We start from the raw sequence: 20587 nt of genomic DNA on the forward strand, positions 1-20587 counted from the left end.
TTTTATAATCCAAGTAGAATCACTAGCCCCGCTTGGACTATAGATACGATTGGAATTATCAAAAATGGCACTAAGATAAAATGTTCTTTAATAGCCAAATGCTTCATCCAATTTCCAAATTCGTAGTCCTCATGCCCTTCTGTGCCTGGTATGACTATCCTGTTTTTGAACTTTCCTTGGAATAAAAGTACATCCAACAAGAGAAAATCTCCCAAGTTTAATATTATCCACTGAATATAGCTCATCCAGAAAAGATCTCTAAGTTCTCTTATTCCCGTATGTAAAAGAGAGATCACTCCATATACAAATACGATTCCTGAAATTATAATCGTAAGTATTAAATTTATTCTTTTCTCTTCTTTTGTCATCTTTTCCGGAGCCGAATTTTGTATTTTCTTTGGATAGGAATCAAAGAAAAATCTCGGGTTAATCAGTACAAAAGCTGCCACTGCACCATTAAAGATAGCAGCCATTGCAATTCCATCTAATATTGCTCTTGTTATATCCATAATATTCTCCTTATTTATTTTCCAAAAAGATTTTTAGTTTCTCCGCGTATTCCTTGGGATGTTCGTGGAGAAATTGTCCATGACCCATTCCTTCAAATACCTCTGTTTTCATTTGTGGAAGATACTCTCTTAATATCTTTTCACTTTTTTCAGGGATAGGCTCTTCGCTTCCCCTCCAAAACATTATTGGATTTGAAAACTTGCTTAAATTTTCCGGAACCTTGTAATGATAGATAAACTTACAGGCATTTTTAATGGTATTTTTCGAAATTTTCGGATACATCATTTCTATTACGCTTAGATTATCCTTGCCCATAATCTTATCTAATAAAAATTTAGGAATTGGTTTTTTATTTTTGATTCTACTTGTCCCAATGATAAAAGCACAGGTAAGAGGTCTTGCCATGAGCCCCAACTCCGCAGTAATCGCCGCATCTAATAGAACTTTCGAAGCAGAAATATTTCCTCTTCCAATTAGTTCAACTGCGATGGTCCCTCCCATAGAAAAACCGCATATTCCATAGACGCTTCCGCTCATTTCATTTAATATATAGCTTTCGATGAAATTTATGGTTTCTTCCATTGATGTTAAATCTTTGGGATTAGTCCCATAATGTCCGTCCAATTCGCAGAAAATTACATAGTAGTCTTGTAAATAAGGAAGCAGAGCTTTGAAACATAAGTCCGCAGTCGATGCAAGCCCGTGAATAAATAATATTGACTTGTTATTTCTATTTCCGTAGCTAATAAAGTTCATTTAATTCCTCATTATTTAATTTTTTTCAAAAGCAAGTAAAAATATCCTCTCTAATAATAAAATTATCTATTACTCTTTATCTCCCAAGATGAAGTAATCACAAAAGTCTCCTCCCTTGGCTATAGTTTCTTTTCTGTGTAAAACTCCATGTTGAAGACTTATCATAAGCTCATCAAGTTCACAGAATAGTGGCATTAATTCATCTACACCCAACTTCTTTGTATAAGCACAAATGGGGCAACGAGTAATTCTGTAATAACAAGCACCCTCATAGGGTTCCCCCACAAAATCAACCTTAAAGGACGTTGGATAGAGCTTTTCTTTTTCCTCTGTATACCACTTGTAATACTTAAGAATATTTTTCTTATTAGCCTCTTTTCCCCTTTTAGTATTGAGATCAATCAAGGAAAAATACCACTTAACAGAATAAAGAGAGCGACGCATCATTTCCTGGACGGTCTCCGGCGGAATTTTTTTCTCACTTGCTATATATGGAGCAACAAAGACAAGGGCGAACATCTCATTGTATGCCATGGGATTATCCTCACCGATATCGTCCATATTTTTTACAAGTTCTCGATAAACTTTTTTGCTATTTTTAATAATTTCTAAAGCATATGCTTTATTATATTTTTCTATAAGAACTTTCTTCATTGGACCTTTAAATAATAAGAAATAAAAACCCTTGTATTTCATCTTGCACACCCCATCAACTTTCTAAAATTTTTTATAGCAATTCATATGCTATTTTATTTTTTCCCAATAAGAAGAGTTGAGCCTCCAAGGCATAAAAACATAGCTTCTTTGTGGCTCATAAAAATACCCTTTGTTGTATCAATTAATTGCACATCTTCGTAGCCATCTTTTTTCAGCTTTTCCATAAATTTATTCATATCACCGTATCTTGGCTTGCTCATCAAATCATGAATAACAAAAACTCCACCCTTTTTAAGTACACGAAATGTTTCCAGTAAAAGTTTCTGTTTATTTTTCCCCGTTATATTGTGATAAACATAGTTGCTAGTCACTAGATCAAAACTTTCATCTTCAAAAGGCAGCTTAACCGCATTGCCATTTTCAAATCTCACATTTTCTACTCCCTCTAATTTCGCATTATTTTCACAGAGTTCCTTAGAAAATTCACTTTTATATGACCCACTCCATATGTCACAACCCACCATAGTCGCTTTTGGATTTCTTTTTGCACAAGCTATGGTAAGTGCTCCGCTGCCACAACCTACATCAAGTCCAAGTCCACCGTCCGGGATCTTTACATACTCTGCGACGCCTTCTATAATAATTTTGGCGAGCTTTCTCTTGCCCTTGTAATCAAAAGTCCGATACATATAAGAAAGCATAATTGAAAGGAATAAAAGTATCAAGACTGCAAGTCCCAAAATAATTCCCCAGATAATCCTTTGCCTTCCTTGAAGAATGAGATCACTTGCGCCAAATAAGATGAATAAAATAAGACATACAAGACTTTCAACAATCTTAGCCTTCAACAATCTTTTAGGAACCCAATTTTTGTAATCAGCTTTTGTTTTTTTATCAATAAGATTTTCTTGTTTCATAAAAATTTCTCCTGTAAATAATAAATGTAATCCCTGATTTATAAGCTTATAAATTCATATTTGTATAGTTTATCAATAAAGATAGGTAGTAAGTAAAATATATTAAGTTAAACCATCCACCGCAAATAATCATATGCAAGCCCTTCGGCAGCCTCTCAGTAAGTGGAGTAAAAATTAAAAAATTATAGGTGTAAATAGGACTTGCCATCGTAATCATTAGGCTCATAATATAAGGTCATGTCTCCCAAAAACATCAAAAATGAACCCAAAAGACCAATTAATATACTCTTGTATAAAATCACTGTTACACCTTCTTATGCTTAAATGATATTAATCATCATTTGTTGATTTAATTATAGCATATAATGTTAATTTCTCTCAATCATATGATTTGCTACATTAAACTAAGAAAAAATAAAGGCAGCTTACAGGCTGCCCAAATTTTTATCATATTGAAATAATTTATACCACTTGTAGGTCGTCGAAATATACAAACGAGAATCCTTACACATAACAAATGCTATTGCAAATCTTTGCTTCTGGCCTTCTAATAAATAAATTCTTCTGCCATTTTTGTTTTTTCTATTAAATTCTTGTAAACTTTTGATTTTTGTAAAAGCTCTTCATGTTTGCCTTCACTTTCTAATTTTCCGTTTTCAAGAACTACTATCTTGTCTGCATTTTCTATGGATTTCATTCTGTGTGAAATGATAACAACTGTTTTATCTTTAATTAAATTATTTAAAGACTCTTGAATTTTTTTCTCGTTGTCAACATCAAGGCTTGCTGCTATCTCATCTAAGATCAAGATTGGTGCATCTTTTAAGAAGGCTCTGGCTATTGATAACCTTTGTCTTTCTCCTCCTGATAGCTCAGCACCGTTTTCACCTATAACTGTATCGAAACCCTTATCCATTTTTTCTATAAAATCTGTGCAGTTTGCAAGTTTTGCTGCTCTTTTAACTTCTTCATCACTTGCATCTTGCTTACCAAGCCTAATATTTTCCATAACGCTTTGATTAAATAGAACCACATCTTGGAAAACTATTGATACCTTGTCAAAAAGTGATTCTGTTGATATTTCTTTTATATCTTTGCCATCTATTAAGATTTGTCCCTCGTCATAATCATAAAGTCTTGATATAAGTTTCAAGATGGTTGTTTTACCGCAGCCGCTTGCTCCTACTAAGGCAGTGACCTCTCCCTGCTTAGCTTTAAAGCTTACACCATTTAAAACTTTTGCGTCTTTGTTATAAGCAAATTCAACGTCTTTTAGATCAATATCAAATTTTTTCAAATTATAGTCTTCGCCCTCTTGTAATTCTTGATTTTGAATTTCTTTTAATCTTTCAATCTTTGGTGTTAAATAAAATATCTCCATCATGCCCTCTTTAGATGCATCAAGAGCGTCTTTTATCTTCATAGCTGCTAGTAAATAGCCTACGAGGTATAGAGGGCTTATTTCTTTATTAATAATTAAATTTACGCCAACAAATATCACAACAGCAAGAGAAATAAAGCTAAAAATTGATGAAAGTGACATAATTAAAATAAGTCCTATCTCTGTCTTTAAGTGCACTTTTTCACCTTTATCCATTTTTTCATATAGCTTATCTTTCATTTCCTCTGATAAGCCATAGGCTTTGATCTCCATTTGCATCTCGATATTTTCTTGAAAGCTTTCTGAGTTTTCTCTTAAGACGTCATAATATCTTTTTTGTCCCTTAACCTGATGTTTTTTAGATAGTGGTATAAATATAAAGCTTAGAACCGTTGGAATAATAACAGCTAAACCCATCTTGACATTGCTCACTAGCATCATAATGGATATTAGTGGGAAGAAGAGTGCCATGCCACCCACTTTTGGTATCGAGTGGCTCATTGCATGCTCTATACCTTCAATATCAGACATGATTGTTTGCGCTAGGTCTGAAATATCATGTTTAGAAAAGTATGATAGAGGTAATTTTGATAAATTTTCCGCTGTCCTTATTCTTAAGTCCGCACTTTCTTGATAGGTTGTGCTATATAATTTATCGTATTCGACAGAAAGCAAAATATACATTACTATCAAGGTCAAAACTGAGAATGCTATATAAAATCCCTTGCTTTTAACAATATTTTCCAAAACTTCCTGAGCAAAAATCATTAGTAACATGGCAGGAAGCATGTTTATACAATAAACGAAAAATGAAGCCAGTGTTGCTTTACTTAAATTTCTTGCTCCTTTATCTGTAAGAGCAAATCTTTTTTTATAAAACTCCTTCATTTGAAACCCTCCATTCATTCGCACTGTTAAAGAGTTCTTGCAGTCTCTTATACTTTGTATCACTTGACATTAATTCTTTGTCAGAACCTCTTTCTATAATTTTTCCGCTATCCATCACAATAATTTCATCAAGGTCTTTAATTGTAGAAAGCCTGTGTGCAATCATGATAACTGTTTTATCTTTCATAAGATTTTTGAAAGCTTTTTGCAATTCAAACTCATTATCCGGGTCAATAGATGCTGATGCTTCATCCATAATAATAATTTTAGAATCCTTTAAAATCGCTCTAGCAATTGCAATCCTTTGTTTTTCTCCACCGGATAAATAAACTCCTTTTGAGCCTATAATTGTATTTTCTCTTTCTGGGAATTTGTCTAATATCAAATCGCATCCTGCTAATTTTAAGGCTCTCATAACGTCATCTTTGCCTGCATCTTTATTAGCTAAAGCGACGTTATCATAAATACTTTTCTTGAATAATTTTGAATCTTGAAATACAAAGGAAATGGCTTTAATTAAGGCTTCGTCAGAGTATTCACTTATTGCTATGCCGCCTATCTTTATGCTTCCTTCATTAACATTGTAAAAACCCGATATAAGTTTCGCTACTGTTGATTTACCTGAGCCTGATGAACCGACTAGTGCATAGGACTTTCCTTCTTCTAATTTAAAGGATAAATTTTCAATGACAGCTTTGTCGTTATAAGCAAAGCTTACATTATCAAACTCAATATCATAGTTTTTAAAATTATTTACATTGCCATGGACCAATTTATCTTTTTGCATATCCTTGTATAGAGCCTCTAAAGTATCTACTGCATAATTGCCTTGAGAAATATACATAGCGTACCACATCATTCTCATAAACGAAACAAAGAGAACTCCTGATAAAAATAAAGTCATGATAAGCTCAAGTAAAATCACCTTGGCGCTGCCTAAGCTAGTCATAAAATAAACTATAGGAATAATTAAAATTGCGATTAAACCAAAAAATAACCATTGATACAAAACATAAGGTTTTTTACAAGATAGTGAATAATCATAAGCATACTTTGAATAATCTTTTATCGCCTTGTAAAAGCTTTTAAATGACTCTACATTTGCTCTAAATATCTTTACTACCTGCATCCCTCTAACGTATTCAACAGTTTCAGCGCTTAGTTTAGATAGAGCTTCTTGATATATCTGCATAAATTTTTGCTCGCCCATCATTGCCCCCAAAATTAAGCCTCCGATTATTGTAAGAGCAAGTAAAGTGATACCAACTCTTATACTTACTATAAATCCAAGTGCAAGTACAAGTATAGGTGTAACTATTGCCTGAGAACTATCGGGAATCATGTGAGCTACAACCTGATGAGTTTGCGCGGCGTTGTCATCTATGATCTTTCTTATTTGACCGGATGGATTTAAGTCAAAGAACCTAAAACTTGCTTTCTCTAAGCCGTCTATCCCCCTTTTTCTTAAATTTGTTTCAAGCCTAAAACCTAGTATGTGAGAACATGTTCCTGAAACAGAATAAAATATTGCTCCACTTGTTAGTGTGATAACAGATTTTAATGCTATGCTCTCTGCACCGGATAAATCTGAATTAATTATTAAATTATCCAGAAATTTGTAGATTAAATAAAATCCATATACCGTAAGTACAGCAGATATAGCAGAAAAGACTATAGCTAAAAAACCGAGATATTTTTTATCCTGCACATAAGCAAATAGTTTTTTATAAATCTTCATAATAATATCCCCTTTCATAAATATTCCTTTTAGATAAATATTTTTATTTTTATATAAATATTTATCCTTGCTTTTTTATTATATATCAGCTATAATAAGTAATACAATAGTTTTGAAAAAATAAGTCCAAAAGGAATATTGTCTAAAGGGGATAGATGTATTATGGGTTATTATGATTTTGTAAAAGAATATATGAAAGTAGATGAATGCAAAATTAATAAAAAGTATTCAAGTGCAGGGCACACTTTTTGTTGGAAAAAAGAGAATTCAACTTATGCGGAAGGCATGTATTGGTTTTATGAAGGTGATGGTTTCATTATTGACATACATGATTTTTATATCAGTAAAGAAGTAATTCAAAATAGCACTTATAGTATGGCAGATTATGTTTCAATTTATTCAAGTTACATCGTCAGTGCAAACGGCGAAAAATTTAATCCATATCAAACTTTGACTCCAAACTCATTATGTACTTTTGATTTTGACAATATAAAAGACGATTTTGTTTTTTTATTACACGAAAATTGTTATTATCTTGCTGTTTCAATTGGTTTTAAAAAAGAGCTATTAGAAAAATATTTAGCATCTATTAAAATTGATCCTGAATCATTTTACGAGGCTTTACTTCAAACAAATCAGATCATACTTACGAAGTCATTAGAAAAAGTGGCGATGGAAATTTTAAATTGTAAGATGAATGCCCCGGCCGCAGACTTTTTCTTTAAAGCAAAGGCAAATGAGTGGATAAGTATAGTGATTGACACATATTTAAATAGAAAAAAATATAAAATTGAAATTGATGATGATAAAGCACTTGAAGATGTCGCAAAGTTTTTAGAAGATCATTTCGCAACTAATGTAAATCAGGAGACACTTGAAAAAATATCTAAAATGAGTGGAACTAAATTAAAAAATATATTCAAAGAAAAATATGGTCAAAGCATTACAGAGTATACTCAAAGAAAAAGAATGAATGTAGCTGAAACGCTTCTCTTAAATACACAGTTGCCTATAAAAGAAATAGCAGAATCTGTTGGATATTTATCTGCTAGTAAATTTTCCATCTATTACAAAAGATATAAAGGAAAACTTCCTAGCGAGGTACGTAATACAACCTGTAATCATATTAATTTAAAATGTGATTACTGCGATTAAATTAAATTTTGCTTTTTCATTAAAATACCCCCTTATTTCCGTGTCCGGATTTAAGGGGGTATTACACTTAAGACTGGTGTCTATTTTCAAATTATTATTTTGCTTCATATTTTGACTACGAAACATTTTTTATTAAATTTAAAAAAATTTTTACAAGGACGAATAAAATCAATCTTTGAATTTATAGTTATGAAAAATACCAATTACACCTATAAAATTAAGCATTAATGCAGTTAGTATGATTGAAATATATTTATATGTCGCCATTATTGAAACATCTATATTCCTTTTAATTTTAACTGCCCAATTATAACTGCACTCTGGTGCAATCTGAATTAATATAAAGCCTACAATTATAAAAAGTACATAGATTAACATTAATGTATCTCTTTTGCTCCAAAGTAATGTTTTATCTTTCATATATAAACACATCCTTTTATTATTTGAAATTAGAATTATCTATAATTATCTATAATTATCTAATTTTATATTTATATTGTAGCACTAATATATTCACTCTGTCAAGTATATGTAACATACTCCGTTTAGTAAACACAAAAATAACAAATAGCTTTGATCGCGCTTATACAAATGGATGCCTAGAAGGAAAACATAACAAGATAAAGCAGAAAAATCACATGTACCATGCCAAACTTTGAGAACTTCAGAAGAAAAATCCTTTTAATTGAATAAAAGAACCGATTAAAAGGATAAGGTGTATTTGCTATGCCTTAAACCAAGTAAAACAAGCCATTTTATTTAATTCAAATGATCATTAATAAAAATTCATACAGAGTATAGTTTTTACTCATTTATATGAGCTTCTATGCCACAACTATTGACAAAAAACTTATAATTTTACATAATTTCAAAATACAAATATATTATTCTAAATGTCAAAAGGTGCAAAAAAATCTATAATGAACAATTCATTATAGATTTTTTATAGCTAACAGTATTAAAGTATTTTTAATCGTTCTGCCTTAACAATAGGCCGAGCTCTTCTGCATTCATTTTTTTAATGGAGATGAGCGATGAGAGCGGACCCATTATTGTGCCAATTGCAAATACAGCAATAAATATTATTGCAAGTGTTAAAGCGTTCGGTGCCAGGAAAGGCATTTTGAAACTTTGACTAAACCAAGTTCCAAATAAAATTGAGATAATTAAGCCGAGCACACTTCCGCATGCAGCACCTGAAATATTTATGGTAAATATTTCCCATAAAATAATTCCTCTCAAATGCTTTTTGCTGGCCCCTAAAATTCTTAGTGTTGCAAACTCTCTCTTGCGTTCTTTGATTGTAATCGAATAAACAAGGGTGAGCACAAGGAAGACTAAGAGCCAAACAAGTGCAATTAAAATATAAACATATTTAATCATATCTTGTGTCGATGTACTTACTTCGTTCATCATGGATTGGGAGAGTAAGGGATAAACACCTTGACCAGCAAATTCGTTTCTAATCTTATTTTGAACTTCAACTGGGTCGACACTATTATCAACCTTAATCATTACACATGAAATCATATTTTCATGGTCCTTGTCTTCGAGTTTGAGAATTTTTTCGTACTCCTTGGCCAGGCGTCTGGCTTCTTCGAAATTTACAAAAACAGTATTGTCAAATCCCATTCCTGTCTTTGCCAGTCTACCCCTTATAATAAATTCTTGGTTAAAGAATTTTACATGCTCATGCATATCGCCAACAATATTGTGGCCAACCAGGACTTCGCCCTTTTCTAATGGGAGCTTGGCTTGGGTTGCCAGCCATGGCTTTACCACGAAGTCTGTGTCCGAATCAAAGCCTATTACCTGAATTGGGAATGAACAGCAACCGGCCGAAAGGGTGGCAATAAATAATTGAGGAGTGGCAATTTCAACTCCTTCGATTTTTCTGATTTTTTCAACAACTGACTTGTCCAAGAAAAATGTATTTGGCTCACCGCGAAGGATTGCACCCCTGATTTTTGAGTCGTAGCCTTCAGGCACCACAATAATATCTGCACCCATACGGTTGGCAAGCGAATGCATGCCATTTCTAAGTGACAAAATCAAAAAGCTGGATAAGAATAAAACAAGGGTTAAAATTGCTGTTAAAATTATAAGCGATGCACTTCTTACGCTTTTATTTTGAATATTTTTAAAGGCAATTTCTTTAGAATTTAATCTCATAAAGCCACCTCATTTAATTTTCCGTCTGTCATTTCAAGAAGGCGGGACCCATATTTTAATAAATCATTATCGTGGGTCACTATAATAATAGTCGTGCCTTTTTCATTGATTTCTTTTAGCATATCCATAATTTCAATCGTGGTTTTTGAATCCAAATCAGAAGTTGGTTCATCTGCAATTAAAATTTTTGGCTCATTCATGAGGGCCCTTGCAATTAAAACTCTTTTTAATTCGCCGCCTGACAGATTTTTGCAAAAATCGTCTTGCAGGTCCAAGATGCCGCACATATCAAGGAGCATCCTGGCCCTTTCGATTCCATCTCCCTCACGCTTTTTAAAAAAGTATGGAAGTCTGACATTGTCGATGACATTTAGGGTTGGTAGGGTTCCAAGTGATTGGGGAACATAACCAATAAATTCGTTTCTATATCCACTTTTTTCTTCATCATCCATTGTGGAAAGACTTTTGCCTTCTACAAAGATATCTCCAGACGTGGGTTCAATAATTGCAGACAAAAGAGTAAGGAGTGTTGATTTCCCACTCCCACTTTTACCAATGATATTTATAAAATCTTTTTCACAAACATTAAAACTTACATCATCAATTGCAAAAAAATCTCTTTCACCGCGTCTAAATGATTTGGATAGATTATTTACATTGATGAGATTCATTGCAAGGCCTATTTAAAATTGCAGCAACAATGCTAATAACGATATAAAGACCGATCAAAATATAAAGCATAGGCATAGTTTTTGCCCTGCAAGCCATTTCAGGCTTCATGCAGCCGCCAATTAATTTTGCAGGCAATAAGATTGCATATATCCCAACCACTACATTGGAAATAGCTAGGGCAAAAAACATTTGTTTCTTGCAGCAAATAGCTGTGTAAACAAGACCGAGAACAGTCATAACACCGCCAGCGCCTTTAATTGCTTGGCCCATCCAATGGCATTTCATAAATTTTCCATCTGCCATTGCAGGACATGTTGGAGCAATTGTACCTGGTGTTAACATAATTAGAACACCCAATATTACAAATATAATTCCGAAAATTTTATTTTTATTCATATTTACCTCCTGATTTTTTAACTTAAGGGCATGGCCCTATTTAAGTCATATATAATAGCCTTGGTAAAGGCTAATTAAAAATATCTATAGTCAATTTTTCACTATAGATAATTTTAATATAAATTTATTTTGCATCCTTCAATGCATCGTTTACAGCTTCTGTGAAAGATTTAAATGTAGTAGTTGCACCAGAGATAGCCTCAACATCTTCAATCTTTCCCTTTTCAATTAAAAGTTTTGGATATTCTTGAGAATTTTTAACTGCAGCTTGGGCAATCTTATAAAGACCTGGGTTGGTTGCCCCTTCTTTGGCCTTTCCATAATTTTCATCTTTTTCACTTCCGTCAGCAAGTAGATTTTTTAAGCTTGCTTCAACAATTTTCCCATCCTTAACAGTGATATCTGTTGTAACCTTGCCACCCCATTCATCAATTTGACTTTCTCCGTGGTAGGTCCCATCTTTGTATCCATCAGTGCTAGCATTGTTATCCTTATTGCCGCAGGCTGTTAATAATAAGGCAGCTGCAATTAATAGTAAAGTTTTTTTCATATTAAACCTCCAAAATTGGCCTTTGTCTCTTTTGTTTCTCTTCTCTAGCAATTCTTCCATGTTCGAGATAAACTATTCTTTCTGCTTCCACACCAACCTCTTGGTCGTGGGTAACAACTATAATTGTTGAACCATTGTTGTGGAGTCTTTCTAGAATGTCCATAACAATCATTTCATTCTTTTCATCCAAATTTCCTGTTGGTTCGTCTGCTAAGATGAGGGAGGGATGATTAATGAGAGCGCGGGCAATACAAACACGTTGTTGTTCGCCGCCTGAAAGTTGGTTTGGCAAATGGTTGTACCTATCTTTTAATCCAACGCTTTCAAGAGCTTGCAAGGCTTCTTCCTTATCAACCATTGAGTGATAGTATTGGGCCATCATAACATTTTCTAAGGCTGTTAGATAGTTAACCAAGTGGAATTGTTGGAAGATAAGGCCAATCTTATCCCGTCTAATTTCGGTCAATTCCTTTTGATTTAATTTTGAAATGTCAATTCCTTCAAGCAAAACTTCACCGATAGAAGGCTTGTCCATACAGCCGATGATATTCATCATTGTCGTCTTTCCGCTGCCTGATGGACCCATGATTGAAACCCATTCGCCTTTTTCTACATTTAAATTTATTTTATCTAGTGCTTTTAAATCGCCGTATATCTTTGAAATATCTTTTAATTCTAGTATGTTCATTATTCCCCCCTTAATACAAGTGCTGGATCAACTGCAGTTGCAGTTTTAACCGGTATAATGCAAGCCACAATTGTAATTACTATTGAAGCGATGATTGTAACTGGAACGAGGGCCCATAAAAAGTTTACGCTTCTTGCAAAGACGCGTCTGGAAACTTCGCTTGCAAATAAATATCCGAGCAAGGATCCCAGGGCTCCGCCCATTAGACCAAGTAAAAATCCTTCGCCTAAGAAATCATAAATGATTGATTTATTGTGGGCACCCAAGGCTTTTTTAAGGCCGATTTCTTTTCTTCTTTCAGCGACAACAGCCATCATGGTTGTACTAACACAAATCATCATAATAAATAAAACAATGATTGTAACAATCCATACAAGGGCCTGGAGTTTTTCTAGGACTGCGCCTTGAGATTCAGTAACCCTTTTAACAAGTCTGGCACTAACAGTGCTATCGATTTTGTTTATATTATCTGCAATTGCTTGCAACTCTTCGCTGTTTGCATCGATTGAACATTCGATAATATTGATATTTAAATTTCCCATAATGGATCTAATATCCTCAATGGACATAAATATTAAATCTTCTTCTTTACCGCCAGTTGTTACAATTGAAGAGACTGTAAAATCGTTGTCTCTCATTTCTTGTGAATTTTCCTTTGGAGTACTCAATACGAAAGGATCTCCAATTTTTAAGTCAAGTTTTTTTGAAATTTCATGGCCAATCATAACAGTTCTTTTTTCGCTAGGCCAATCACCATCGACAAGCCAGAAGGGACTGTTCTTTTTTAAGCCATCAAAATCTGTGGCTGCAATGACAAACGGCTGTTCATTGATCTTTGCGTTTTGATAAATATAAGGAGCAATGCCCACGAGTTTATCACCTGCAAGCTTTTTAATTTCATCAATATGTTTATCGTCAATCTTATCATCCTGTGATTTTGGAATGACAATCATATTTGCCCCGTAACTTCTAAATTCCTTGCCCAATTGTCTTGGGATATCATAATAGATTGTAACAAGCCCTGAAAGAATTGTTGCTCCCATAGCAATGGCGAGAAGGGCAGTAAGCATACGGGCCTTTCTTCTTCCTATTGATGACTCAACCATCTTCCAAAAGAATTTTATATTTTTTGTTTTAGCCCTTTCCATGAAGCACCTCCGTTGGATTGAGTTTGAGCAAATATCTAATGGCTGGAATAGAACCCAAAACAATTACCAGTAAAATTAATATAATTACAATCGGTATTACCATTGGTGTTGGCGGAATGCCGGAACCAAAAACTGTTATACCAATTATTTGAGTGAGTCCAAGTCCAATGAAATAGCCAACAATTCCACCCATAATACCTGTGGTAATATTTTCAACCAATATTCTTGTAATAATTCTTGTGTTATTGGCACCAATTGCTTTTTGCAAGCCAATTTCAGCGCGTCTTTCCATAACAGATGCTGTTACTAGATTAGAAATTGCAAGAGCAGAACCAATTAAACTGAGGGCGGTAATTAAAACCATTAATAAAGTTGTCTTATTTAAAATATCTCCTTCACTTTCTGCAACCTGTCTAATAGGCTTTGCAATTGAATCAGTCATAACCTCTTGAATTTGATAGCAAATTGCACTTACATAAGCTGTGCAATACCAAACTTCCCATTCTTTAATGGTAAGAGACTTTGGATTTCGTGCAGCCTTTCTTGCTAAATCATTATCAGGAGTTGTTAGGGCAGAAACCTCAACACGAGAAACAACATTTGATACTCCCTCCAATTCTTGGGCTGCTTTTAATGGAAGATAAATATGCGAATCTTCATCGCTGCCTGAATCGAAAATACCTGCGATTTCAAATTCTTTTGTCGCAGCAGAACCTTCGATTTTAATTTTATCGCCAAGTTTATAATTGTTTCTAAGAGCAAAGACAGTACCGACCATGGCCTTGTCTGTGTCAGCATCTTCGATCCATTCGCCTTCGATGTTCCACCAAGTTTTTAATTTTCTCATGCCGGTATCGAGTGATTCACCTGTTGGGAGGTCCATGTGATTGTAAAACCATGTACCAACAACCCTTGTTGAATCTCCGCCAACTTTTGCATTGATATTTAAATACGGCGTATAGTCAACTATATTAAAAGACCAGAAAATGGTTTTTATCATACCAAGTTCATCTTCCTTTAAATAATTTTTTTGACTGTCTTCACCGATTCCATAAATATCATCAAGCATGGAAGACTCTTTTGGAACAACATTTATATTTGCTCCATAAGCCTTTAATTCTCTATTAACCTTGTCGCCGATGCCAAGCATGGTATTAAGCATGCCTGTTGAAAGGCAAGTGCCAAGCATTACGACAAATGCAATCATGGCCATTTTTTTCTTTTGCCTGAAGATTGCACCCTTAATCATTCTAAAAAACATAACTCACCTACTTAAATACAAAGCTATTAGCATCAAGATCTTGCGTGTTGATTTTAATTTTTTCATCATGGACAATGTATGGAATAGGAATTGGATTACATCCGCCCTTAAAACCGATTGTACCACGATTCATAACAACATCGCACAATTTACAAATGACATCATCGCCACGTTCATAATAACCGGATGGCCCGCAAATTTCGCAGGCATCAAGGACAACACCATAAGAACCCTGGGATTTTTTAATTAGGAAAAATCTCATTTGAACTCCATCAGCCGCTGTATATTGATAACGATGTAGTCTCATATCTTCAAGTTCAGATAGAGGGACAATAATCATATCATTATCAATTACATATTCTTCTGGTTCTGAGAGTGCAATATCACGACCAGAATAAGCCCTTATATAAGTCAAACTAAAAACATTAATTGCAACTAAGGCCAAGAAAAATTTTGCTAAATTTCTATTACATCTCATGTGATATTTCTTTTTTCTGAGCTCAGCTGGATTTTTAAAAGTTTCTTTAACTTTAACATTATTAGCATATAAGATTATCGGTAGGATAATTAAAAAAATCATAAGACTAAAGCCGATGAAATTTGCGTGATTTATTACCCAAGCAATTGTATTGAATAATCTTGCATTTCTTGGCAGGATGTCAATTGCATATAATCTTTGAAGAACAATAAAAATTTGATTAATTCCCCAAATTAAAAAAGAAATCAATAAAATTTTATCCCTGTGATTTTTGCCAACCCGCCTGATGGTTTTAAAAATTGCAAGGCCCGATAAAATCATAAGGACAACTGCAAAAACATAACCGATAATTCTATATAAAACCATAGTGGACACAGCAGATTCTCCATAATAAACAAAGTTGTTTAACTGGACAAAAATGGCTGGCATATAATAAAAAAATGAGGCTATAATATACAAGGACAAAAAACCGACAAAAACATTTTTATAAATATTGGACTTTTCTTTTAGAAAATAAAAGACAATAATTCCGATAAGAGCAATTACTATTGGTACCATTGACCAAAATGATAGGGAGCTCCTGTTGACAAAATTTGGAATTTCTCTAAGAATTGAAGAAATAATTGCCGCAAGAGTGCCCATAAAGACTGTGCCAAAAATAATTTTATATTTGTTTTTGAAATTTTCTGTACTTAGATATCCAAGTGCCAGACCTATTATAAACGAGAATCCTATGCCCGCTTCCATTACTTTAATAAATATCTTTAACATAAAACCCTCCTATGTACAAGAAGGAAATGGCGCGAAGCCATTTCCAGTCTTTCTACCACTTTGGACCTGTCCATTCAAATTCCGGCCATTCAATGACAATTGGTTCTGTCCAGAATCTTCCTGTTACACCTGTTTCTTTGTCAACGTGTAAGAGATAGTCGTTTCCTGGAGCAGAGATTTCGAATTTAACATTGTATGTTCCGAGACCTTCTTCAAATTTCATATTAGCACCATAGTGTGGACCGTCCGATGCGTTCATTGGCATGAAAGCAATTTCTTGAACCTTATCTGAGCCCTTCTTTTGAATATAGGCTTTAACATTTAACCAAGGAACAAAGTCGCCTGCACCGTAACCAAGTTTTGCACCTTCATCTGTTGCTGAAATATCAGCTTCGATATGGCAGTCAGCTTCTTCTTTTGACAATGAATTGCCAGCCGGTTCCATGTCTACCGGTTGGAAATAAACACCAGCAACTGCTAGAGGGCCTGATTCTTGTTCGTCACCAATTGGGAATTCGTCGAATCCTGCATCTTCACCAGGAGCTGCAACATCTTTTTTGTCTTCAGCTTTTGTGTCTTCAGCTTTTGTGTCTTCAGTCTTTTTGTCTTCAACTTTAGCTGTGTTTTCATCAGCCGGTTTTGATGGCTTGCTGCATCCGTAGGTTGCAAGCATCGTAGCTGCAACTGCTAATACACATAATCTTTTAACTTTTGAACTCATAATAAACCTCCTGTTAGTTCTTATTTGCATAATCTCTTTCGAGTTCTGCTCTTTTAATTCTGTTACGTCTAATTTGGACAATAACTGTTATAATAGTTATTATTAGTAAAATAACTTGTGGTAAGAGGGTTTCAACCCTATCATAAATTCCTAAGATGTCGATTGTAAATCCATTCATCCATGGAATTATTGTTCTGCCGATAAGATCAGCTTCTTGGAATTCATAAACACCTTTTCCTATGAATGAAATGCAAAGTACAAACATCAGTATAGAAGTAAAGGTGAAGAATGGTTTTAATGGAAGTCTTACACTCATCTTAGTGATTAACACGTATACAATTGCAAGTACTACAATTGCACATGCTAAGCCGCCCCACATGTAGCTTGGGTTATTGGAAATATTTTCTCTCATACCTTGGAAGAAAATAATCAATTCTGCGCCTTCACGGGCAACTGCTAAGAAAGAGCTGAATACCAAAGCCATTGCACTGCCTTTTGTAATTGAGCTTTCAACTTTTGATTGGATGTAATGGTTCCAAACTTCCACTTCGGATTTTGATAACATCCAGTTGGATACGTAGAACAAAACAATAACTGCCAAGAACATTCCGAATCCTTCAAAAATTTCTTGACCCATACCGCTGCTGTCAGCGCCGAATTTTTTAGCGATGATATTAAATATAATTGCAAGAATTATTGATGCCACAATACCTAAAATTGCACCGACATAAACGCCCTTTACATATTTCAAATTATTTGTCTTTTTAAGGTATGCAACAAGGGCCGCAACAATCAAAATTGCTTCAAGACCTTCCCTTAAGGTTAGGCCTAATACACTGAAGAAAACTCCCCAGCCAGATGTGTTCTTACCTCTCATTCCGTCTAAAGTCTTAGCATCTTCGTGTAAGTATCTGATCAATACTTCGACTTCGTCTTTGACAACATCGACATCTTCATTTTGACGCATCGATTTTCTTGCCAAATAAAATTGGTTTTCAACGGTTGACCCACGCTTTCCAGAAATTTGTGACATAACAATTTTTTCAAAGCCTAATTTTTCATAAAATTTAAAATAAGCTTCGTTGATTTTGTCATAGCCTTTTTTACCGGCATCCGGGCCACCAGCTTCATAAATCTTAATGGCGTCTCTTAAAATTACCTCCATGTCCTTGCTTACATCTTCCCAGTCCTTGTATTTTTTAGTTGCAAAGACAGACGTAATAGACATTAGAAAAACTAATGATATCACCAAAAAAATGGTTAACTTTTTCATAGTTCCTCCTTTCGAAAAAATTTTGTAAATTCAATTATTTTTGAATAATTTTTTTCAGCTATTTTTTAATTAGCCGCTGCTAACATTATACTATTTAATATTTTTAAAGTCAACACATTTCCCTTGACCTTTCAAAAAAAAGCAAATGTTGTAAGAACTGTGATTCAAAGCACATATGATTGAAGGTAAAAGTGTTAATTTTAAAAGACATATTAATATTTTAAATTACAGATAGCGAGACTCGAACTCGCATGTTATAAAACACAACGGACGTGCATGACCTAACTTGATGAGCCGACTTGTCGGCGAATCTTAGTAGGTCAGCTGCAACTGATTTCCCAAGAGCGATTGCTCAGAATGAGCAATTGCGATTGGTTGAAATCATCTGCTGAACCGTGTGTCTTTTCGGTCCGGTCGGAACTCTTCGTTCAAACTTTGCAAAATTAAAAAGCCACGAATTTTTCATTCGTAGCTTTACTTGGTGCAGATAGCGAGACTCGAACTCGCATGTTATAAAACACACGGACGTGCATGACCTAACTTGATGAGCCGACTTGTCGGCGAATCTTAGTAGGTCAGCTGCAACTGATTTCCCAAGAGCGATTGCTCAGAATGAGCAATTGCGATTGGTTGAAATCATCTGCTGAACCGTGTGTCTTTTCGGTCCGGGCGGAACTGCTCGTTCGATTTATGTATAAATAAAAAAGCCACAGTTTTTAACTGCGACTTCATTTCTGGTGCAGATAGCGAGACTCGAACTCGCATGTCGTGAGACACACGGACCTGAACCGTGCGCGTCTGCCAATTTCGCCATATCTGCATAATTATATTTATTTTTTACTTCATACATACAATAAAATTTCTGTCAAAATTCCATCGCCTATCAACCAAAAAGGTCTGCGGTACAATATACAACAAATTGTACCGCATTTTTTATATCTAATCAAATCTTTACAGTTTTATAATTTCGCCTCTGTCTTTGTAGTCGCTTGTTAGATCGATGTCAAGTTTTCTAAAGATGTCGATATCCGTTATATTAAGCATTCCGGTCGAATGTCCGCGAAGTCCGCGAAGTTTCGCAAGATTTTCAATACATATTCTTGCACTCGGGTTGAACATTTTCGACGTTGCAAGACAAATCAAAACTTCTTCAACATTAAGAACGGGTCCGTTTTTCTTTTCGATAATGCCCTTCACTTCTTTTATCGGTTCTAAAATCGCCTTGTCTATGAGGTGCAAATCGTCCGGAATGTTCGAAATGTGTTTCAATGCATTTAAAACCGAGGCTGCTGCAGAGTCCATAAGTTCGCTGTCTTTTCCGGTGATGATCGTGCCGTCTTCAATTTCGATTGCCGTCACATTGCCGCTGAAGTTCGACTCACTCATGAGTTTTTCTTTCTTTTCTCTCGCAGCTACGAGTGATTTTCTGTCCTCAACTTTTAGGTTCAGCTCTTCCATCAGCCTTTTTATTCTTTGCATTTCCGGTTCATTTTGATGCGTAACTTTAAACACAAAAAGCGCCTTCAAATATCTGCGAATAATTTCTTGCCTAGATGCTTCCTTCACAACTTCTTCGTCAATTATTCCCGATTTTATTCTGTTTACCCCCATGTCCGTCGGAGATTTGTAAAATTCTTCTCCCATTATGCGGTCCAAAATCTTTTTTAAAATCGGAAATGCTTCAATATCTCTGTTGTAGTTTACAGAAACTTCGCCGTAGCTTTCCAAGTGGAACGGGTCGATTTGGTTGACGTCGCTCAAATCTGCAGTCGCAGCTTCATAAGCAAGATTGAGTTCGTGCTTCAAAGGAAGATTCCACACCGGGAATGTTTCAAACTTCGCATATCCCGCCTTCACGCCGCGTTTATATTCATGATAAAGTTGGCTGAGGCAAGTTGTCATCTTTCCGCTTCCCGGTCCCGGTCCCGTCACGACAATGATTTTTCTCGTCGTTTCAACATAAGGGTGCTTTCCAAATCCGTCTTCAGAAAGAATTTTGTCAACGTCACTCGGGAAGCCTTCTGTTGTTTCGTGAAGATAGACCGGCATGTTGCTTCCTCTCAAAAGCGCTGCAAATCTGTCTACGTTTTCATCTTTTTTATATCTGTTTATAACTACCGAATTTATTTTTATACCTCTTTTTTTGAGCCTTTCAATGAGTCTTATACACTCTTTTTCATAGGTCAAACCGGTATTGTTGTTCAATTTGTTCGAAATAATATCTTGCGCATGAATTGTTACAATAACTTCCATTTCATCTTTCATTTTTTCGAGCAATGTCGTCTTTATGTCCTCATCGTAACCCGGAAGAACCCTTGCTGCGTGTTTGTCGCCAAAGAGTTTGCCCCCGAATTCCAAATAAAGCTTTTGAAATCTCGAAACTCTCTTCAAAATAAAATCCGTTTGTTCATTAATGTATTTTTCATTAGAAAATCCAATCTCCATGCATATCACC

Annotated in this window: 20 protein-coding genes and 1 tRNA gene; 2 read left to right on the forward strand and 19 right to left on the reverse strand. The window is 34.7% G+C overall.

Annotation, left to right across the window (positions count from 1 at the left end; translation table 11 throughout):
• Positions 1-2 precede the first annotated feature (2 nt).
• The 6 genes from C7381_RS05115 to C7381_RS05145 all read right to left on the reverse strand — a co-directional run bounded on the left by C7381_RS05115 (position 3) and on the right by C7381_RS05145 (position 6847).
• Complete coding sequence (locus C7381_RS05115; RefSeq protein WP_116480140.1) at positions 3-509, reverse strand: hypothetical protein; 507 nt, start codon at positions 507-509, stop codon at positions 3-5.
• A 10-nt stretch (positions 510-519) separates the two neighbouring features.
• The gene (locus C7381_RS05120) at positions 520-1266 is read right to left on the reverse strand and encodes an alpha/beta fold hydrolase (RefSeq protein WP_116480141.1); all 747 of its coding nucleotides are present in this window, start codon (positions 1264-1266) and stop codon (positions 520-522) included.
• A gap of 69 nt (positions 1267-1335) precedes the next feature.
• Complete coding sequence (locus tag C7381_RS05125) at positions 1336-1962, reverse strand: L-2-amino-thiazoline-4-carboxylic acid hydrolase (protein ID WP_116480142.1); 627 nt, start codon at positions 1960-1962, stop codon at positions 1336-1338.
• A 53-nt stretch (positions 1963-2015) separates the two neighbouring features.
• Positions 2016-2840, reverse strand: coding sequence for a class I SAM-dependent methyltransferase (locus C7381_RS05130; protein WP_116480143.1), 825 nt, complete (start codon positions 2838-2840; stop codon positions 2016-2018).
• Between the two features lie 547 nt (positions 2841-3387).
• Complete coding sequence (locus C7381_RS05140; RefSeq protein ID WP_116480144.1) at positions 3388-5109, reverse strand: ABC transporter ATP-binding protein; 1722 nt, start codon at positions 5107-5109, stop codon at positions 3388-3390.
• A complete protein-coding gene (locus C7381_RS05145) occupies positions 5093-6847 on the reverse strand; it encodes an ABC transporter ATP-binding protein (protein ID WP_116480145.1) in 1755 nt (584 codons plus the stop codon). The genes C7381_RS05140 and C7381_RS05145 overlap by 17 nt, the downstream gene beginning before the upstream one ends.
• Before the next feature lie 162 nt (positions 6848-7009).
• Here C7381_RS05145 and C7381_RS05150 point away from each other — a divergent pair, with 162 nt between their 5' ends.
• Entirely contained in the window at positions 7010-8002 is a 993-nt protein-coding gene (locus C7381_RS05150; protein ID WP_116480146.1) for a helix-turn-helix domain-containing protein, read from the forward strand.
• Positions 8003-8170: 168 nt separating this feature from the next.
• Here C7381_RS05150 and C7381_RS08580 read toward each other — a convergent pair whose 3' ends face one another.
• Positions 8171-8422 carry a hypothetical protein gene (locus tag C7381_RS08580; RefSeq protein WP_165803603.1) on the reverse strand — a complete coding sequence of 84 codons (252 nt, stop codon included), beginning with the start codon at positions 8420-8422 and terminating at the stop codon, positions 8171-8173.
• Here C7381_RS08580 and C7381_RS08855 point away from each other — a divergent pair.
• On the forward strand, positions 8407-8661 hold the full coding sequence (locus tag C7381_RS08855) for a transposase (protein ID WP_425433154.1): 255 nt from the start codon (positions 8407-8409) through the stop codon (positions 8659-8661). The genes C7381_RS08580 and C7381_RS08855 overlap by 16 nt on opposite strands.
• Before the next feature lie 310 nt (positions 8662-8971).
• Here the strand turns inward: C7381_RS08855 and C7381_RS05165 are convergent, their stop codons facing one another.
• The 12 genes from C7381_RS05165 to C7381_RS05220 form a co-directional block, all read right to left on the reverse strand.
• Positions 8972-10174: an ABC transporter permease gene (locus tag C7381_RS05165; protein WP_116480149.1), complete on the reverse strand. Its 1203-nt coding sequence runs from the start codon at positions 10172-10174 to the stop codon at positions 8972-8974.
• Positions 10171-10845: an ABC transporter ATP-binding protein gene (locus C7381_RS05170; RefSeq protein WP_116480150.1), complete on the reverse strand. Its 675-nt coding sequence runs from the start codon at positions 10843-10845 to the stop codon at positions 10171-10173. The genes C7381_RS05165 and C7381_RS05170 overlap by 4 nt, the downstream gene beginning before the upstream one ends.
• Complete coding sequence (locus C7381_RS05175; RefSeq protein ID WP_116480151.1) at positions 10823-11242, reverse strand: DUF4418 family protein; 420 nt, start codon at positions 11240-11242, stop codon at positions 10823-10825. The genes C7381_RS05170 and C7381_RS05175 overlap by 23 nt, the downstream gene beginning before the upstream one ends.
• A 124-nt stretch (positions 11243-11366) precedes the next feature.
• Positions 11367-11843, reverse strand: coding sequence for an FMN-binding protein (locus tag C7381_RS05180; protein ID WP_245893764.1), 477 nt, complete (start codon positions 11841-11843; stop codon positions 11367-11369).
• A complete protein-coding gene (locus tag C7381_RS05185) occupies positions 11794-12480 on the reverse strand; it encodes an ABC transporter ATP-binding protein (RefSeq protein WP_034547663.1) in 687 nt (228 codons plus the stop codon). Before C7381_RS05185 ends, C7381_RS05180 begins: the two co-directional genes overlap by 50 nt.
• Complete coding sequence (locus C7381_RS05190; RefSeq protein WP_116480153.1) at positions 12480-13628, reverse strand: ABC transporter permease; 1149 nt, start codon at positions 13626-13628, stop codon at positions 12480-12482. The genes C7381_RS05185 and C7381_RS05190 overlap by 1 nt, the downstream gene beginning before the upstream one ends.
• Positions 13615-14889, reverse strand: coding sequence for an ABC transporter permease (locus C7381_RS05195; protein WP_034547668.1), 1275 nt, complete (start codon positions 14887-14889; stop codon positions 13615-13617). The genes C7381_RS05190 and C7381_RS05195 overlap by 14 nt, the downstream gene beginning before the upstream one ends.
• A 7-nt stretch (positions 14890-14896) precedes the next feature.
• Positions 14897-16138 (reverse strand): DUF2318 domain-containing protein, encoded by a 1242-nt coding sequence (locus C7381_RS05200; RefSeq protein ID WP_185117043.1) that lies wholly within the window; start codon positions 16136-16138, stop codon positions 14897-14899.
• 52 nt (positions 16139-16190) lie between these two features.
• The gene (locus tag C7381_RS05205) at positions 16191-16859 is read right to left on the reverse strand and encodes an iron transporter (protein WP_245893766.1); all 669 of its coding nucleotides are present in this window, start codon (positions 16857-16859) and stop codon (positions 16191-16193) included.
• Positions 16860-16872: 13 nt separating this feature from the next.
• Positions 16873-18132, reverse strand: a complete 1260-nt coding sequence (locus C7381_RS05210) for an FTR1 family iron permease (protein ID WP_116480154.1) — start codon at positions 18130-18132, stop codon at positions 16873-16875.
• Between the two features lie 735 nt (positions 18133-18867).
• Positions 18868-18952, reverse strand: a tRNA-Leu gene (locus C7381_RS05215).
• A gap of 131 nt (positions 18953-19083) precedes the next feature.
• Positions 19084-20577 carry a DUF1846 domain-containing protein gene (locus C7381_RS05220; protein ID WP_116480155.1) on the reverse strand — a complete coding sequence of 498 codons (1494 nt, stop codon included), beginning with the start codon at positions 20575-20577 and terminating at the stop codon, positions 19084-19086.
• Positions 20578-20587: the final 10 nt, after the last annotated feature.

This window comes from Ezakiella coagulans (genome assembly GCF_003096635.1).
In the GTDB taxonomy this organism is placed as follows: domain Bacteria; phylum Bacillota; class Clostridia; order Tissierellales; family Peptoniphilaceae; genus Ezakiella; species Ezakiella coagulans.

What these genes read in the sequence shown, in the direction of transcription:
- C7381_RS05115 (WP_116480140.1), bottom strand. Translation starts at nt 509, where the DNA reads ATGGATATAACAAGAGCAATATTAGATGGAATTGCAATGGCTGCTATC.
- C7381_RS05190 (WP_116480153.1), bottom strand. Translation starts at nt 13,628, where the DNA reads ATGGAAAGGGCTAAAACAAAAAATATAAAATTCTTTTGGAAGATGGTT.
- C7381_RS08580 (WP_165803603.1), bottom strand. Translation starts at nt 8,422, where the DNA reads ATGAAAGATAAAACATTACTTTGGAGCAAAAGAGATACATTAATGTTA.
- C7381_RS08855 (WP_425433154.1), top strand. Translation starts at nt 8,407, where the DNA reads ATGTTTTATCTTTCATATATAAACACATCCTTTTATTATTTGAAATTA.
- C7381_RS05140 (WP_116480144.1), bottom strand. Translation starts at nt 5,109, where the DNA reads ATGAAGGAGTTTTATAAAAAAAGATTTGCTCTTACAGATAAAGGAGCA.
- C7381_RS05175 (WP_116480151.1), bottom strand. Translation starts at nt 11,242, where the DNA reads ATGAATAAAAATAAAATTTTCGGAATTATATTTGTAATATTGGGTGTT.
- C7381_RS05195 (WP_034547668.1), bottom strand. Translation starts at nt 14,889, where the DNA reads ATGTTTTTTAGAATGATTAAGGGTGCAATCTTCAGGCAAAAGAAAAAA.
- C7381_RS05130 (WP_116480143.1), bottom strand. Translation starts at nt 2,840, where the DNA reads ATGAAACAAGAAAATCTTATTGATAAAAAAACAAAAGCTGATTACAAA.
- C7381_RS05120 (WP_116480141.1), bottom strand. Translation starts at nt 1,266, where the DNA reads ATGAACTTTATTAGCTACGGAAATAGAAATAACAAGTCAATATTATTT.
- C7381_RS05165 (WP_116480149.1), bottom strand. Translation starts at nt 10,174, where the DNA reads ATGAGATTAAATTCTAAAGAAATTGCCTTTAAAAATATTCAAAATAAA.
- C7381_RS05200 (WP_185117043.1), bottom strand. Translation starts at nt 16,138, where the DNA reads ATGTTAAAGATATTTATTAAAGTAATGGAAGCGGGCATAGGATTCTCG.
- C7381_RS05185 (WP_034547663.1), bottom strand. Translation starts at nt 12,480, where the DNA reads ATGAACATACTAGAATTAAAAGATATTTCAAAGATATACGGCGATTTA.
- C7381_RS05150 (WP_116480146.1), top strand. Translation starts at nt 7,010, where the DNA reads ATGGGTTATTATGATTTTGTAAAAGAATATATGAAAGTAGATGAATGC.
- C7381_RS05145 (WP_116480145.1), bottom strand. Translation starts at nt 6,847, where the DNA reads ATGAAGATTTATAAAAAACTATTTGCTTATGTGCAGGATAAAAAATAT.
- C7381_RS05220 (WP_116480155.1), bottom strand. Translation starts at nt 20,577, where the DNA reads ATGGAGATTGGATTTTCTAATGAAAAATACATTAATGAACAAACGGAT.
- C7381_RS05125 (WP_116480142.1), bottom strand. Translation starts at nt 1,962, where the DNA reads ATGAAATACAAGGGTTTTTATTTCTTATTATTTAAAGGTCCAATGAAG.
- C7381_RS05170 (WP_116480150.1), bottom strand. Translation starts at nt 10,845, where the DNA reads ATGAATCTCATCAATGTAAATAATCTATCCAAATCATTTAGACGCGGT.
- C7381_RS05210 (WP_116480154.1), bottom strand. Translation starts at nt 18,132, where the DNA reads ATGAAAAAGTTAACCATTTTTTTGGTGATATCATTAGTTTTTCTAATG.
- C7381_RS05205 (WP_245893766.1), bottom strand. Translation starts at nt 16,859, where the DNA reads ATGAGTTCAAAAGTTAAAAGATTATGTGTATTAGCAGTTGCAGCTACG.